The sequence below is a fragment of the Buttiauxella ferragutiae genome, assembly GCF_022637515.1.
In the GTDB taxonomy this organism is placed as follows: domain Bacteria; phylum Pseudomonadota; class Gammaproteobacteria; order Enterobacterales; family Enterobacteriaceae; genus Buttiauxella; species Buttiauxella ferragutiae.
In genome coordinates, this window is record NZ_CP093332.1 from 1,357,787 (window position 1) to 1,374,028 (window position 16,242).

The 16,242-nt window shown below is 52.5% G+C and carries 13 protein-coding genes; 9 read left to right on the forward strand and 4 right to left on the reverse strand.

Features of this window, described 5'->3' with window-relative positions:
- Window positions 1–74 precede the first annotated feature (74 nt).
- The 8 genes from aegA (at window position 75) to MNO13_RS06185 (ending at window position 8,641) form a co-directional block, all read left to right on the forward strand.
- A complete protein-coding gene (aegA, locus tag MNO13_RS06150) occupies window positions 75–2,075 on the forward strand; it encodes a formate-dependent uric acid utilization protein AegA (protein ID WP_241939653.1) in 2,001 nt (666 codons plus the stop codon).
- 351 nt (window positions 2,076–2,426) lie between these two features.
- Window positions 2,427–2,918, forward strand: a complete 492-nt coding sequence (napF, locus tag MNO13_RS06155) for a ferredoxin-type protein NapF (protein WP_133522004.1) — start codon at window positions 2,427–2,429, stop codon at window positions 2,916–2,918.
- Window positions 2,908–3,171 (forward strand): chaperone NapD, encoded by a 264-nt coding sequence (gene napD / locus MNO13_RS06160; protein WP_064544547.1) that lies wholly within the window; start codon window positions 2,908–2,910, stop codon window positions 3,169–3,171. Before napF ends, napD begins: the two co-directional genes overlap by 11 nt.
- Entirely contained in the window at window positions 3,168–5,654 is a 2,487-nt protein-coding gene (napA, locus tag MNO13_RS06165; protein WP_241939654.1) for a nitrate reductase catalytic subunit NapA, read from the forward strand. Before napD ends, napA begins: the two co-directional genes overlap by 4 nt.
- A 10-nt stretch (window positions 5,655–5,664) precedes the next feature.
- Complete coding sequence (napB, locus tag MNO13_RS06170) at window positions 5,665–6,102, forward strand: nitrate reductase cytochrome c-type subunit (RefSeq protein WP_133522003.1); 438 nt, start codon at window positions 5,665–5,667, stop codon at window positions 6,100–6,102.
- Between the two features lie 8 nt (window positions 6,103–6,110).
- A complete protein-coding gene (napC, locus tag MNO13_RS06175) occupies window positions 6,111–6,713 on the forward strand; it encodes a cytochrome c-type protein NapC (protein WP_064544554.1) in 603 nt (200 codons plus the stop codon).
- 162 nt (window positions 6,714–6,875) lie between these two features.
- Window positions 6,876–7,451 carry a GDP-mannose pyrophosphatase NudK gene (gene nudK, locus MNO13_RS06180; protein WP_064544556.1) on the forward strand — a complete coding sequence of 192 codons (576 nt, stop codon included), beginning with the start codon at window positions 6,876–6,878 and terminating at the stop codon, window positions 7,449–7,451.
- A 152-nt stretch (window positions 7,452–7,603) separates the two neighbouring features.
- The gene (locus MNO13_RS06185; RefSeq protein ID WP_370090882.1) at window positions 7,604–8,641 is read left to right on the forward strand and encodes a DUF1176 domain-containing protein; all 1,038 of its coding nucleotides are present in this window, start codon (window positions 7,604–7,606) and stop codon (window positions 8,639–8,641) included.
- A 101-nt stretch (window positions 8,642–8,742) separates the two neighbouring features.
- Here the strand turns inward: MNO13_RS06185 and tkt are convergent, their stop codons facing one another.
- Together tkt and tal are read right to left on the reverse strand one after the other, a co-directional pair.
- Window positions 8,743–10,740, reverse strand: a complete 1,998-nt coding sequence (gene tkt / locus MNO13_RS06190) for a transketolase (protein ID WP_241939655.1) — start codon at window positions 10,738–10,740, stop codon at window positions 8,743–8,745.
- 21 nt (window positions 10,741–10,761) lie between these two features.
- Window positions 10,762–11,712, reverse strand: coding sequence for a transaldolase (tal, locus tag MNO13_RS06195; RefSeq protein WP_064544560.1), 951 nt, complete (start codon window positions 11,710–11,712; stop codon window positions 10,762–10,764).
- Window positions 11,713–11,981: 269 nt separating this feature from the next.
- Between tal and maeB the strand changes: the two genes are divergently transcribed.
- Window positions 11,982–14,261 (forward strand): NADP-dependent oxaloacetate-decarboxylating malate dehydrogenase, encoded by a 2,280-nt coding sequence (gene maeB, locus MNO13_RS06200; protein WP_064544563.1) that lies wholly within the window; start codon window positions 11,982–11,984, stop codon window positions 14,259–14,261.
- A gap of 55 nt (window positions 14,262–14,316) precedes the next feature.
- On the opposite strand, the gene hemF is transcribed toward maeB, so the two are convergent.
- Both hemF and amiA read right to left on the reverse strand, forming a co-directional pair.
- Window positions 14,317–15,222, reverse strand: a complete 906-nt coding sequence (hemF, locus tag MNO13_RS06205) for an oxygen-dependent coproporphyrinogen oxidase (protein ID WP_064544603.1) — start codon at window positions 15,220–15,222, stop codon at window positions 14,317–14,319.
- 5 nt (window positions 15,223–15,227) lie between these two features.
- The gene (gene amiA, locus MNO13_RS06210; RefSeq protein ID WP_064544604.1) at window positions 15,228–16,100 is read right to left on the reverse strand and encodes an N-acetylmuramoyl-L-alanine amidase AmiA; all 873 of its coding nucleotides are present in this window, start codon (window positions 16,098–16,100) and stop codon (window positions 15,228–15,230) included.
- Between the last annotated feature and the right edge of the window lie 142 nt (window positions 16,101–16,242).

A 16,242-nucleotide genomic window follows, 5' to 3' on the forward strand; every position in this document is an offset into this window, starting at 1 on the left:
CCTGGCCGCCTACCTGCAACTTGAATGCTAACGAGTAATCGCCTTCTGTTCTTGATAACAGGCAAGGGGTAAAGATGAATCGTTTTGTTCTCGCTAATGCTCAACAATGTATTGGCTGCCATGCCTGCGAAGTGGCATGTGTGATGTCCCACAATGAAGAAAAGCATGTTCTGACCAGCCAGCAATTCCAGCCACGGATTGCGGTGATTAAGCATGAGGGACGACGCAATGCCGTGACTTGCCGCCACTGTGAAGATGCCCCATGTGCCAGCAGTTGTCCAAATGAAGCAATATCCCGCGTCAGAGAGAGTGTGCAGGTTAACCAGCGCAAGTGCATCGGCTGCAAATCCTGCGTGGTAGCCTGCCCGTTTGGTGCCATGCAAATCATCACCGTTCCGCTTAATGATGGCCGGTCGGTAAAAGCCAGCGCCCATAAATGCGATTTATGCCAGCACCGTGAAAATGGCCCGGCTTGTGTAGAAAACTGCCCCAGTAAAGCACTGAAACTCATCAGCAGTGAAACACTTGCTGGGCTGGCAAAAGCCCGGCGTTTACGCTCCGCGGCTCAGGAATCTCAGCCGTGGCACAGTAGCGCGCAGCAACACATGGCGCAACAGCCGTTGCTGGCTGCTGACTTAACCAAAGTGAACAAAATGCGCGCCACACCAGCGCGACAAGACCCCGACAAAATTGACCTGGTATCACGCAAAACCGGCTTTGGTGAAATCTATCGTACCTTCGATAAAATCCAGGCGGAAAGCCAGGCCGACCGCTGTCTGAAATGCGGTGAACACAGTATTTGTGAATGGACTTGCCCGCTGCACAACCATATTCCACAGTGGATTGAACTGGTCAAAGAAGGGCGCATTCTGGAAGCGGTCGAGCTTTCGCATCAGACAAACTGCCTGCCGGAGGTGACCGGACGCGTCTGCCCGCAAGACCGCTTATGTGAAAGCGCCTGTACCCTCAAAGATGAATACGGTGCTGTCACCATCGGCAATATTGAACGTTATATTTCCGATAATGCGTTTGCGAGCGGCTGGACGCCGGACCTCTCTTATGTCACAGCGACAAACCGCCGTGTCGCGGTGATTGGCGCAGGCCCGGCTGGGCTTGCCTGTGCAGATATTCTGGCGCGAAACGGCGTTCAGGCCACGGTGTTTGACCGCCATCCAGAAATCGGCGGGCTGCTGACGTTTGGCATTCCTGCGTTCAAGCTGGATAAATCGTTATTAAGCCGTCGTCGTGAGATTTTCAGTGCGATGGGTATCGAATTTAAACTCAACACTGAAGTGGGTCGTGACATTCCGCTGCAACAGGTTCTGGCTGAGTTTGATGCGGTATTTGTTGGTGTTGGCACGTACCGCTCAATGAAAGCCGGGCTGCCAAACGAAGACGCGCCAGGGGTTTACGACGCGCTACCGTTCCTGATTGCTAACACCAAACAGGTGATGGGGCTGCCTGAATTACCTGATGAACCGTATATCAATATGGCGAGTCAGCAGGTGGTAGTTTTGGGCGGTGGTGACACGGCAATGGACTGTGTGCGCACTTCTTTACGCCATGGGGCGGAGCGGGTGACATGTGCTTATCGTCGCGACGAAGCCAACATGCCGGGCTCCAAAAAAGAGGTCAAAAATGCCCGCGAAGAAGGGGCATTGTTTGAGTTCAACGTGCAGCCGCTGAACATTGAACTTGATGAAAGTGGCCAGGTGATGGGAATTCGCATGCTGCGCACGCGCATGGGTGAGCCGGATGAGCAAGGTCGCCGTCGTCCGGAACCGATTGAAGGTTCCGAATTTGTGATGCCAGCAGATGCGGTGATTATGGCATTTGGCTTCCACCCGCACGGTATGCCGTGGCTGGAAGAGCACAGCGTGAAACTCGACAGCTGGGGGCGAATCATCGCCAGCGTTGAGGATAAATTGCGATACCAAACCAGCAACCCGAAAATTTTTGCCGGGGGCGATGCGGTACGTGGAGCCGACCTGGTGGTGACCGCGATGGCGGAAGGCCGCCATGCCGCTGCGGGAATAATGGAATATCTGGCGGTTCCCCCTCAGCGCCTGAATTAACGGCAAATCTCACCCCGGCTTTGTGTCGGGGTGAGTGTTTGTTTTACAAAACGAATTCCTTTTTGATCCCACCCCTGTATTTACCCCTAAAGGGTGATGCCTCTACCACCCCTTCGTCACATATGGTAACGCTCATAAAAAGTATGGAAATAACAACGTTATCTGAGACTGATGACAAACGTCTTCGTAGGTCGGATAAGCGCAGCGTCATCCGACACCACTGGCGTAAATGGTGGATGACGCTAACGCTTATCCACCCTACAAAACTCATAAAAAGTATGGAAATAACAAAGTTATCTTTGCCAGCTTCGCGTTGTGGAGCCTGGCTTTTGTGATGCAAGGATGTGCCTTATGGCTGATTTTTCCCGACGTGGACTATTAACCGGCAGCTTTCGCCGCTCCGGTACTGCCTTCCGCCCACCCTGGAGCGGAGATGAAAACCATTTTCTGGTGGATTGCACGCGCTGCGATGCCTGCCTGTCGGCCTGTGAAACACGTGTTTTAAAACGCGGTCAGGGTGGCTATCCCGAAGTTAACTTTGCCCACGGTGAATGCACCTTCTGCTACGCCTGCGCGCAAGCTTGCCCTGAAAAAATCTTTCTTAAACGCGAGGTTTCCCCCTGGGAACATACCTTGTCGATTGGCGATAACTGCCTTGCCAGAAACAGCATCGAGTGCCGCAGTTGCCAGGACAGTTGCGAAACTCAGGCGATTGCCTTTCGCCCCTCGCTACAAGGCATCGCACAACCTCTACTTAACCACGCTGATTGCACCGCTTGCGGCGCATGTATTGCCGGTTGTCCGGTTTCAGCCATCACTATGAGACACGCAAATGCAGGCTAACTGGCACGTCGCAGGTCTGGTGGTTCAGGCCCAACCCCACAATATTCTCGCGGTTGGCGCCGCAATAAACGAACTACCGGGCAGCGAAGTTGCAGCAAGTGATGCTGAACACGGCAAATTAGTCGTGGTTATGGAGGCAGCGCGCAGTGATGTGCTGCTGAATCAAATTGAGTCGGCACGCAATATTGCGGGTGTGCTGGCGGTGTCGCTGGTTTATCACCAGCAGGATGAGCAAGGTGAGGAAACACCATGAAACTCAGTCGTCGTAGCTTTATGAAAGCGAACGCTATTGCAGCCGCGGCGGCTGCCGCAGGTCTTAGCGTACCGAGCGTTGCCCGAGCCGTTGTCGGGAAGCAAGACGCCATCAAATGGGATAAAGCCCCGTGCCGTTTTTGTGGCACCGGTTGTGGCGTATTAGTCGGCACACAAGATGGACGCGTAGTGGCAAGCCAGGGCGACCCTGATGCGCCGGTAAACCGTGGCCTTAACTGCATCAAAGGCTACTTCCTGCCAAAAATCATGTACGGAAAAGACCGCCTTACCCAGCCGCTGTTGCGCATGAAAGACGGCCAGTACGATAAAGAAGGCGAATTCGCTCCCATCAGCTGGGAGCAGGCCTTTGACATCATGGAACAAAAATTTAAAGCCAGCCTGAAGGAAAAAGGGCCGGAAGCGGTCGGGATGTTTGGCTCCGGTCAGTGGACGGTTTGGGAAGGTTACGCTGCCTCTAAATTATTCAAAGCCGGTTTTCGTTCTAACAACCTCGACCCGAACGCGCGCCACTGCATGGCTTCGGCGGTGGTGGGCTTTATGCGCACTTTCGGCATGGACGAACCGATGGGTTGCTACGACGACATCGAGCAGGCCGACGCCTTCGTATTGTGGGGCTCGAACATGGCCGAGATGCATCCGGTTTTATGGTCGCGCATCACCAGCCGTCGTCTGTCGAATGAAAACGTCAACGTCGCGGTTCTTTCGACTTTCGAGCATCGAAGCTTTGAGCTGGCCGACAACGGCATGGTGTTTACGCCGCAAAGCGACCTGGCGATTCTTAACTACATCGCGAACTACATCATTCAGAACAATGCCATCAACGAATCGTTCTTTAAGCAGCATGTGAATCTGCGTAAAGGCGTGACGGATATCGGCTACGGTTTGCGCCCAACCCATCCGCTGGAAAAAGCCGCCAAAAACCCAGGTTCTGATGCCTCCGAGCCGATGAGCTTTGAGGATTACAAAGCGTTCGTTGCCGAGTACACGCTGGAAAAAACCGCTGAGATGAGCGGTGTACCGACAGACCAACTCGAAGCGCTGGCGAAGTTGTACGCCGACCCGAACAAGAAAGTCATTTCTTACTGGACGATGGGCTTCAACCAGCACTCACGCGGTGTCTGGGCTAACAATCTGGTTTACAACATCCACTTATTGACCGGCAAAATTTCCCAGCCTGGCTGTGGGCCGTTCTCGTTAACCGGCCAGCCTTCGGCTTGTGGCACGGCGCGTGAAGTCGGGACTTTCTCTCACCGCCTGCCAGCCGACATGGTGGTCACCAACGAGAAACACCGCCAAATCGTCGAAAACACCTGGCAACTTCCTGCTGGCACCATCCCGGCGAAAGTCGGTTTACATGCCGTGGCACAAGACCGTGCGCTGAAAGATGGCAAGCTCAACGTTTACTGGGTGATGTGTAACAACAATATGCAGGCCGGGCCGAACATTACCGAAGAACGAATGCCGGGCTGGCGCGATCCGCGCAACTTCGTGATTGTCTCCGATCCTTACCCGACGATCAGCGCATTAAGCGCGGATCTGATCCTGCCAACCGCAATGTGGGTGGAAAAAGAAGGCGCTTACGGCAATGCCGAACGCCGCACCCAGTTCTGGCGTCAGCAGGTTAAAGCGCCGGGCGAGGCTAAATCCGATCTCTGGCAGCTCGTTCAGTTTGCGAAGCGCTTCAAAGTTGAAGAAGTGTGGCCAGCTGAATTGCTCGACCAGAAACCGGAGTATCGTGGCAAAACGCTGTTTGACGTGCTGTTTGCCAACTCCAGTGTCAGCAAATTCCCGGTCACGGAACTGGCTGAAGGGCAGTTGAATGACGAATCCCACGAGTTAGGTTTCTACCTGCAAAAAGGGTTGTTCGAGGAGTACGCCAGTTTTGGGCGTGGCCACGGGCATGACCTGGCTCCGTTTGATGATTACCACAAAGCGCGCGGTTTACGCTGGCCGGTGGTCGACGGTAAAGAAACGCTGTGGCGCTACAGCGAAGGCCACGACCCGTATGTGAAAGCGGGCGAAGGCTTCAAATTCTATGGCAAACCCGACGGCAAAGCGGTGATCTTCGCACTGCCATTTGAGCCTGCGGCAGAATCCCCGGACCAGGAATACGACCTGTGGTTATCCACCGGGCGCGTGCTGGAACACTGGCATACCGGCAGCATGACACGCCGTGTACCGGAACTGCATCGTGCCTTCCCGGAAGCGGTGTTGTTTATTCATCCGCTTGATGCCAAAGCGCGTGATTTACGTCGTGGCGACAAAGTGAAAGTGATTTCACGCCGTGGCGAAGTGATTTCGATTGTCGAAACCCGTGGTCGTAACAAGCCGCCGCAGGGGCTGGTGTACATGCCGTTCTTCGACGCCGCGCAACTGGTCAATAACCTGACGCTCGACGCGACCGATCCGCTTTCAAAAGAGACGGATTATAAGAAATGCGCTGTCAAACTGGCGAAGGTGTAAGGGGGGTATCATGAAAAACAGAATGTTATTCAAATGGATGGCGGCATTGACGCTGCTGGTGAGTGGCGCATTGTGGGCGGCGAACAGCGTCGATCTCACACCATCTCCTGAAGTTTCAGGCACGCCGGAAGGTTCGGTAAAAATGCCTAAACAGCAGGGGCGCATGGCGCTCAACTACGTGAACCAGCCGCCAATGATCCCGCATAGCGTTGACGGTTATCAGGTGAGCAAAAACACTAACCGTTGCCTGCAATGCCATGGCGTTGAACATTACCGCGCCACAGGAGCGCCGCGTGTCAGCCCGACGCACTTCATGGATAGCGATGGCAAAGTGCTTTCGAACGTCGCACCGCGCCGCTATTTCTGCCTGCAATGTCATGTTCCTCAAACCGATGCGACACCGATTGTGGAAAACACCTTCACGCCGTCTAAAGGCTTTGGAAACTAGGGGCCATTATGGATAAATCAACCGGTAAACCAGGCATCATCCGCCGTATATGGCAGTGGTGGCGTCGCCCGAGCCGCCTGGCTCTGGGCACGTTGCTGCTGATTGGCTTCGCTGGTGGGATTATTTTCTGGGGCGGTTTTAACACCGGCATGGAAATGACTAACCGCGAAGAATTTTGTATCGGCTGCCATGAAATGCGTGCCAACGTCTACGAGGAATACATGCAGACCGTGCATTACAACAACCGTAGCGGCGTGCGGGCCACTTGCCCGGATTGCCACGTCCCGCACGAGTGGGTGCCGAAAATTATCCGTAAACTTCAGGCCAGCAAAGAGTTGTATGCCAAAGCGTTTGGCATAATCGACACGCCACAAAAGTTTAATGACCATCGTCTGGCGATGGCGCAAAACGAGTGGCGCAGGATGAAAGACAACAACTCGCAAGAGTGCCGCAACTGCCACAACTTTGACTACATGGATTTCACCGCGCAGAAAACTGTAGCGGCGAAAATGCACGATAAAGCAGTTAAAGATGGGCAAACCTGTGTGGATTGCCACAAGGGGATTGCACATAAGTTGCCGGATATGAGCGAAGTAAAAAATGGCTTTTAGTCTGTAACCACCCTCATCCTGACCTTCTCCCTGAGGGAGAAGGAACGGGTTCGGTTCTCTCCCTCTCCTGTGGGAGAGGGCCGGGGTGAGGGTAATCAAATTGACGCTTACCCACTTAGCAGCCTATGATTATCGGCTCCCCTAACTCGCTGTGGAGACGGTATGTCGATTAAAATCGAAGTCATCAAAGATAAAATCCTCTCAGATAATTACTTCATCCTGCGCAATATCACCTACGATTTATACCGTAACGACTCCGAAGCGATTCGCCATAAACGCGAAGTCTATGACCGGGGTAACGGCGCGACTATGATGCTGTATAACCGCGATAAAAAAACCGTGGTGCTGACACGCCAGTTCCGCGTCGCGACGTGGGTCAACGGTAACCCTGACGGCATGTTGATTGAAACTTGCGCGGGGCTGTTGGATGCCGACGAACCGGAAGTTTGTGCGCGTAAAGAAGCCATCGAAGAAACGGGTTACGAGGTCGGGGACGTTGAAAAATTGTTCGAGCTGTATATGTCGCCGGGCGGTGTCACCGAGTTAATCCATTTCTACATGGCGGAATACAGCGACGCTCAACGCGAAAATGCGGGTGGTGGGATTGATGACGAAGATATCGATGTGCTCGAAATTCCCTTCCAACAAGCGATGGAAATGGTCGCGACAGGTGAAATTCGTGATGGAAAAACAGTCATTCTGTTACAACAGCTGAAATTACGCGGATTTATGGATTAAAGAGTTTAAAATTCAATGGATTATGGATGGGTTTTTTTAACAATATCTATCCGATAAATCTGATTGAGCACAAACGTTAACCAGACGAAGATATCGCCACATTTTGTCCATTTTTTCTCTTCGTCTTCTCAGGATACGTGTCGCCAATGTTTCTGCGCAAAGCATCGCTGTTACTGTTTTTATTCTTTATAGCGAACTCTGCCTTTGCGGCAGCGGCACAAAAATCGTTTTCCGATTGGCAAGTCACCTGCAACAACCAAAATTTTTGTTCAGCCCGTAATTCTGGGCTGCATAAAGGTCTGGTCATGACACTGACCCGCAGTGCCGGTGCGCATACCGACGCGACGCTGAGAATCGATTTAGGCAATATGACCACTGCCGACATGACAGCGCTGCCGATTGCCTCACAGCTGTTAGTGGATGGCGAGCTGCTGGTGTTGGATGCGGAAAAATGGCAGATAACACCCCACCATCTCAAAACCGGTGATGCGGATGCGATAAATGGTTTCCTCGAAAAAGTCGGCAATGCGGATGCCATTACCCTGAAACAAGGGAAAGGAAACATCTCGCTCAGCGGACTAAAAGCGTCGTTGCTGTTTATTGATAGCCAGCAACAGCGCGTCGGTAGCGAAACAGCCTGGGTCAAAAAAGGTGACGATCCGCCATTGAGTGTCCCGCCCGCCCCCGCTCTAAAAGCCGTCAAACTGACTAACCCAACACCGACGCCATTGACGCAAGTGGAAGTCAGCGACTTAATGGATTATGGATCCTGGCGCATCAATAGCAGCCAATGCTCGTTAGATCCTGCGCGTCGGGATGTTCGCGTGTTTGCTGTCAGTGACGACAAAGCGTTGCTGATGATTGGTTGTGAGGCAGGAGCTTACAATATTGTCGATCTCGCGTGGGTGGTATCGCGCCAGAAGCCGTTCGCTGCACGGCAAATCCATCTAAAACTGCCTTTCACACCAGCAAGCGGTAACACCGAACTTGAACTGATGAATTCAGGATACGACGAAACCAATAAAGAGCTGACCACGCTTGCGAAAGGGCGCGGTATCGGTGACTGCGGAGTCGCGACGCGCTGGCGTTTCGACGGGCAACGTTTCCGTCTGGTGCGTTATGCCGAGGAACCGACGTGTGACGGCTGGAATGCTAGCCCGTCGTGGCCGACGTTGTGGGTGACGAAGTAAGATTTATTGTAGGGCGGATAAACGCAGTGTCATCCGCCAATTGCACCGGAGTACAACGGCGGATGACGCAAGCTTATCCGCCCTACAAGAGTGTAAACGAATCAGACACCTAAAACCTTCTTCGCCTTCGCCACCACATTCTCGGTGGTAAAGCCAAAGAACGGGAACAGCTTATCGGCAGGTGCCGATTCCCCGTAAGTGGTCATGCCGACAATTGCCCCTTTCAGGCCGACATACTTGTACCAATAATCCGCAATACTCGCTTCCACCGCCACTCGTGCAGCAACTCCAGAAGGCAGTACTGACTCGCGATACGTCTCTTCCTGCGCATCAAAAATATCGGTGGAAGGCAGTGAAACTACGCGCACTTTATGGCCTTCAGCCGCCAGCTTATCTGCCGCCAGCACCGTAATTTCCATCTCTGAACCTGTCGCGATCAGAATCACATCCGGCGTACCGCCACTGTCTTTGAGAATGTAACCCCCACGGCTGATGGCGTTGACCTGTTCTGGCGTGCGTTCCATTTGCGCAAGGTTCTGGCGTGAAAGAATCAGAGCTGTCGGGCCGTTATGCCGCTCGATTGCCGTTTTCCACGCCACCGCGGCTTCCACCTGGTCGCATGGGCGCCAGGTGCTGAAGTTTGGTGTCATGCGCAGGCTGGCGAGTTGCTCAACTGCCTGGTGCGTTGGGCCATCTTCACCCAGGCCAATCGAATCGTGGGTATACACCATAATTTGCCGCGCTTTCATCAGTGCTGCCATACGCGCAGCATTACGCGCATATTCAACAAACATCAGGAACGTGGCGGTATATGGCACAAAACCGCCATGGTGGGCGATGCCGTTGGCGATGGCGGTCATACCGAATTCGCGCACGCCATAGTGAATGTAATTCCCGGCGATGTCCTCTTTGATGGATTTGGACTCTTTCCAGATAGTCAGGTTACTTGGAGCCAAATCCGCAGAGCCGCCAAGCAACTCTGGCAAACTCGGGCCATAGGCGTTGAGCGCGTTTTGCGAGGCTTTACGGGTGGCAATTTTTTCCGGATTAGCCTGCAATTTTTCGATGAAGTTCTGCGTAGTTTCCTGCCAGTTTTCTGGCATGTCTCCGTGCATCCGGCGGTTAAATTCAGCGGCCAGTTCAGGATGAGCTGTGGCGTAAGCGGTGAATTTATCATTCCATACGGCTTGCGCTTGCTCGCCTTTTTCTTTGGCATCCCAGGCGTGATAAATCTCTTTTGGGATTTCAAACGCCGGATAGTTCCAGCCCAATTGTTTACGGGCGAGCGCTACTTCTTGCTCACCAAGCGGTGAGCCATGCGCTTCTTCCTTACCGGCTTTATTGGGTGAGCCAAAACCGATGACGGTACGGCAAATAATCAGCGATGGTTTATCTTTAACACTCTGCGCTTCCTGAATGGCTTTCTTCAGGGCTTCGGGGTCGTGACCGTCAATTTCGTGCACCACATGCCAGTGATAAGCCTCAAAGCGTTTCGCGGTATCGTCGGTAAACCAGCCTTTGGTTTCACCGTCAATTGAGATGCCGTTGTGATCGTAGAAGCCAATCAGTTTGCCCAGACCGAGGGTACCCGCCAGCGAACTAACCTCATGGGAGATGCCTTCCATCAGGCAACCATCCCCCATAAATACGTAAGTAAAGTGATCGACAATTTCATGGTCGGGGCGGTTGAATTGCGCCCCTAATGTGCGTTCAGCAATCGCCATGCCGACGGCATTAGCGAGACCCTGGCCAAGTGGACCGGTGGTGGTTTCCACGCCTGGCGTATAGCCAATTTCCGGGTGGCCAGGGGTTTTGGAGTGAAGCTGACGGAAGTTTTTTAATTCCTCCATCGGCAAGTCATACCCGCTCAGATGCAACAGGCTGTAGAGCAGCATCGAGGCGTGACCGTTGGAGAGAATAAATCTGTCCCGGTCAGCCCAGGTGGGGTTCGTCGGATTATGGTGCAAGAAGTCATTCCATAACACTTCGGCAATATCTGCCATCCCCATCGGGGCACCTGGGTGGCCCGAATTGGCTTTTTGTACCGCGTCCATACTCAGGGCACGAATGGCATTAGCAAGCTCTTTACGAGATGACATGTTTCACTCCGTGGTTGTCGTTCAAAGTTTGGCGGCGAGTAAATCTTCCAGTTTGCGTTGATCAATGGCGAACAGGCGGATGCCTTCTGCGAGTTTTTCGACGGCCATGGGATCCTGATTATGTTCCCAACGGAAATCAGCTTCGCTAATCGGTTCTGGACGGCGGAAGCCTTGCGAAGTCGGCACCAATTTACGCACTACCGGTTCATCACTTTCCTGCAATTGTTGCAGCAGGTTAGGGGCGATAGTCAGGCGGTCGCAGCCCACCAACGCCAGAATTTGCTCGGTGCGGCGGAAACTCGCGCCCATCACAATGGTGTTGTAGTTATGCTGCTTAAAGTAATCATAGATATTGCGCACCGATTTGACGCCTGGATCTTCTTCAACCACATACGGGTCCATCGGTTTACGAGCCTGATACCAGTCGTAGATACGGCCAACGAACGGTGATATCAGGAATACGCCCGCTTCGGCACAGGCACGCGCCTGGGCAAATGAGAACAGTAGCGTCAGATTGCAGTCGATACCTTCTTTTTGCAGTTCCTCAGCGGCACGAATCCCTTCCCATGTTGAAGCGAGTTTGATAAGAACTCTCGATTTATCAATGCCAATTTCTTCATAAAGCGCAATCAAATGGCGCGCTTTGGCGATGCTTTTTTCTTTATCGAAAGAGAGGCGGGCGTCGACTTCCGTCGAAACACGGCCAGGAATGCTTTTAAGTATTTCCGCGCCGAAATTAACTGCCAGTTTGTCGCTGGCCTGTACAACCTGCGCTTCTAGCGTGTCTCCGCGCTGTTTACCGTAAGCAATGGCATCATCAATGAGCGTTTGATAGTGCGCTAAACCTGCGGCTTTCAGTAATAACGAGGGGTTGGTAGTTGCATCAATAGGCTGGTAATGGCGGATAGATTCGATATCGCCGCTGTCGGCAACAACGGTGGTGAACTTCTTGATACTCTCTAGCTGGCTCATGACTATCTCCTTAAAATACAGAATATTACTTACATGCTCCATGTTGCTTGTGACGAAAATTCATCAAAGGCATAACTAAAAAGCATAGCAGATAGGCATGGCATTGTTGTTAATGCCAGGTAACATAGTAGTTCTGGTTTTCTAACATTTTTATAAGTCGTTGCTGATAGTATGGCTATGTTCAAAGTTTAGAGCGCCTGCAAGCGCGATACTACGTGGCCTACAAAGTCCTTACCGACCCTTGAGAGTAATAAGAAAGGAACGAAGAAATGGATGAACAACTGAAGCAAAGTGCCCTCGATTTTCATGAATTCCCAACTCCCGGAAAAATTCAGGTATCACCAACCAAACCACTCGCCACTCAGCGTGACCTGGCATTGGCATACTCCCCGGGCGTGGCGGCACCTTGTCTTGAGATAGAAAAAGACCCGCTTGCGGCCTACAAATACACCGCACGTGGCAACCTGGTCGGCGTGATTTCCAACGGCACCGCAGTGCTGGGTCTGGGCAACATCGGCGCACTGGCAGGCAAGCCGGTGATGGAAGGTAAGGGGGTTCTGTTCAAGAAATTTGCCGGTATCGATGTGTTTGATATCGAAGTCGATGAAATGGATCCGGATAAGCTGATTGAAGTTATCGCAGCGCTCGAACCTACTTTTGGTGGCATCAACTTAGAAGACATCAAAGCCCCAGAGTGTTTCTACATCGAGAAAAAACTGCGTGAGCGCATGAACATTCCTGTGTTCCATGACGATCAGCACGGCACAGCCATCATTTGTACCGCTGCGGTGCTTAACGGCCTGCGCGTAGTTGAGAAGAATATTTCTGATGTCCGCCTGGTGGTTTCTGGCGCGGGCGCTTCTGCGATTGCCTGTATGAACCTGCTGGTTCAGTTGGGTATCCAGAAACACAACATCGTGGTTTGCGACTCGAAAGGCGTTATCTACAAAGGCCGTGAAGCCAACATGGCGGAAACTAAAGCGGCCTACGCGGTGGACGATAACGGCAAGCGCACGCTGCTTGAAGTCATTGAAGGTGCGGATATTTTCCTCGGTTGTTCTGGCCCGAAAGCCATGACACAGGAAATGGTCAAGAAGATGGCGCGTTCGCCACTGATTCTGGCGTTGGCGAACCCTGAACCGGAAATCCTTCCACCGTTGGCAAAAGAAGTGCGCCCTGATGCGATTATCTGCACCGGCCGTTCTGACTTCCCAAACCAGGTGAACAACGTGCTGTGCTTCCCGTTCATCTTCCGTGGCGCGCTGGATGTTGGCGCAACGGCGATTAACGAAGAGATGAAACTGGCAGCAGTTCACGCCATTGCCGAGCTGGCACATGCCGAGCAAAGTGATGTGGTGGCTTCAGCTTACGGCGAAGAAGAGCTGACTTTCGGCCCGGATTACCTGATTCCAAAACCGTTCGACCCGCGTCTAATCGTGCAAATCGCACCAGCGGTAGCGAAAGCGGCAATGGACACCGGTGTGGCTACGCGCCCAATTCAGGATTTCGACGCTTACCGCGAAAAACTGACCGAGTTCGTTTACAAAACTAACCTGTTTATGAAGCCGATCTTCTCGCAGGCGCGTAAAGATCCGAAACGTGTGGTGCTGACCGAAGGTGAAGAAGCGCGTGTGCTGCATGCGACTCAGGAACTGATTACCTTGGGCCTGGCGAAGCCGATTCTGATTGGCCGCCCGGCGGTTATCGAAATGCGTCTGAAGAAACTGGGCCTGCAAATGCGCGCCGGTGTCGACTTCGAAATCGTGAATAACGAATCCGATCCGCGTTTCAAAGAGTACTGGAACGAGTACTACAACATCATGAAACGCCGCGGCATTACGCAAGAACAAGCGCAGCGTGCGGTGATCAGCAACACGACGGTGATCGGCGCTATCATGGTGCATCGTGGTGAAGCTGACGCGATGATTTGTGGCACCATCGGTGAATATCACGAGCACTTTAGTGTGGTTGAGAAGCTGTTCGGCTACCGTGAAGGCGTGAAAGCGGCGGGGGCGATGAACGCGCTGTTGCTGCCAAGCGGCAACACCTTTATTGCTGACACCTACGTCAATGACGATCCATCGCCGGAAGAGTTGACCGAAATCACTTTGCTGGCTGCAGAAACGGTGCGCCGCTTTGGTATCGAACCGAAAGTTGCGCTGCTGTCGCATTCCAACTACGGTTCTTCCGATTCGAAAGCCGCCTGCAAAATGCGCGCGACGCTGGAGATGGTGCGTGCTCGTGCACCAGAGCTGGAAATTGATGGCGAAATGCACGGTGATGCGGCGTTGGTGGAAAGCATTCGCAACGAACGTATGCCAGACAGCCCGCTGAAAGGTTCAGCAAATATCCTGATCATGCCGAACGTGGAAGCGGCACGCATTAGCTACAACTTACTGCGTGTTTCAAGCTCCGAAGGGGTGACCGTCGGGCCAGTACTGATGGGCGTGGCGAAACCGGTGCACGTGTTAACGCCGATTGCTTCTGTTCGTCGTATTGTGAATATGGTGGCGCTGGCGGTAGTTGAGGCGCAGACCGTTCCGTTGTGATTGTTTGGTGGAGTCTTGTAGGTCGGATAAGCGTAAGCGTCATCCGACAACAGGGTTAGACCCAATCTTTAACCGGCAAGAAATCACGATACAAGGCAGCCTCCGGGCTGCCTTCTTCTGGCTGATAGTTATATTCCCAACGCACCAGTGGTGGCATCGACATTAAAATCGACTCTGTACGCCCGCCGGTCTGCAAACCAAATAACGTGCCACGATCCCACACCAGATTAAACTCGACATAACGGCCACGACGATAAAGCTGGAAGTCGCGCTCACGCTCGCCCCACGGCAACGCTTTGCGTCGCTCGACAATTGGCAAATACGCATCCAGATAACCGTTGCCCACTGCCTGCATAAAGCTAAAGCAATGCGCAAAATCAGGCGTGTTGAGATCGTCAAAGAACAAGCCGCCAATACCGCGCTGTTCGTTGCGATGCTTAATAAAGAAGTAATCGTCGCACCACTTTTTGTAACGCGGGAATACGTCATCGCCAAACGGTTGGCACAGGTCGTGCGCAGTTTTATGCCAGTGAACGGCATCTTCTTCAAAACCGTAAAACGGCGTTAAGTCAAAACCACCGCCGAACCACCACACCGGTTCACAGCCCGGTTTTTCTGCGATGAAAAAACGCACATTGGCGTGGCTGGTGGGAATGTACGGGTTGAGCGGATGCACTACCAGCGATACGCCCATTGCTTCAAAACTGCGTCCGGCAAGTTCCGGACGATGTGCGGTGGCTGATGCAGGCATGGCATCACCATGAACGTGAGAGAAGTTAACTCCCGCTTGCTCAAAAATACCCCCGCCACGTAACACCCGACTGCGCCCACCGCCGCCACCTTCGCGCTGCCAGCTATCTTCTTCAAATGAGGCACCATCAACGGCGCTGAGTTGTTGGCAGATGGTGTCCTGCAATTGCAGCAGGAATTGTTTTACGGCATGAATATCAGGCGTGTTCATAGGCATCAACGTTTTTTGCTGTGAGCTTTTTGGTTATCAAACCAATGGAAGTAGCTAATGACGCCAGAGGCAATGGCATTAGCAATTTTTTGGCGGAACGCGGTCGTGCCAAGCAGTTTCTCTTCACCGGGATTAGTGATGAAGGAGGTTTCGACCAGTACTGACGGGATCGACGGTGATTTCAGGACCACAAACGCCGCTTGTTCCGTATTACGGCTGTGCAGTTTGTGCACTGGCTTTATCTGTTTGAGGATATGTGAGCCGAGTGTCAGGCTGTTTTTGATGGTATCGGTTTGAACCAAATCGAACAGAACCTGCTGTAAATACTGATCTTTGTGTTTCACTTTGCTGCCCGCGACGTCATCGGCGGCGTTTTCTTTATCAGAAAGGTATTTTGCCATCGCACTACTGGCGCCACGATTGGAAAGGGCAAACACCGACGCACCGGCTGCGGATGGGTTGGTAAATCCATCGGCATGAATCGACATAAAGAGATCGGCACCGTGTTTATGGGCGATTTCAACGCGATCGTATAGCGGAATAAATTCATCGCTGGTACGTGTGAGTTTGGCCTCTATCCCATTACTTTTTAAAATGTTTCTCACATTTTTAGCAATGGCCAGTACCACATGTTTCTCTTTGGAACCATTATGACCAATCGCGCCGGTATCAATACCGCCGTGACCTGGGTCGAGCATCACCACCCGGCGAGCGCCAGATTTTTTCGTCGGTTTGCTGTGGTTAGTGGTGGTTTTAAGGGGTTTAGCTTCGGAACTGGCCAAAGCCTTATTTACGCCTGTTAAGGTTAAGGCAGCCAAACCAGTCAGCAGTAGCTGGCGGCGAGTAGTCAAATGCGTCAGTGATTTAATTTTGCTCATACGGCGAGTTTTTTTATCTTCAAAATTGCTGATAGGCATTTATAGCGTATCGGCAAAGGGTAAACGACAAGCATTTTCCGGAATTTTTATTTCGAAAAATGAATGAGTGGCTAGTATGCCATTTTTTCGCTGCTTATTGGCT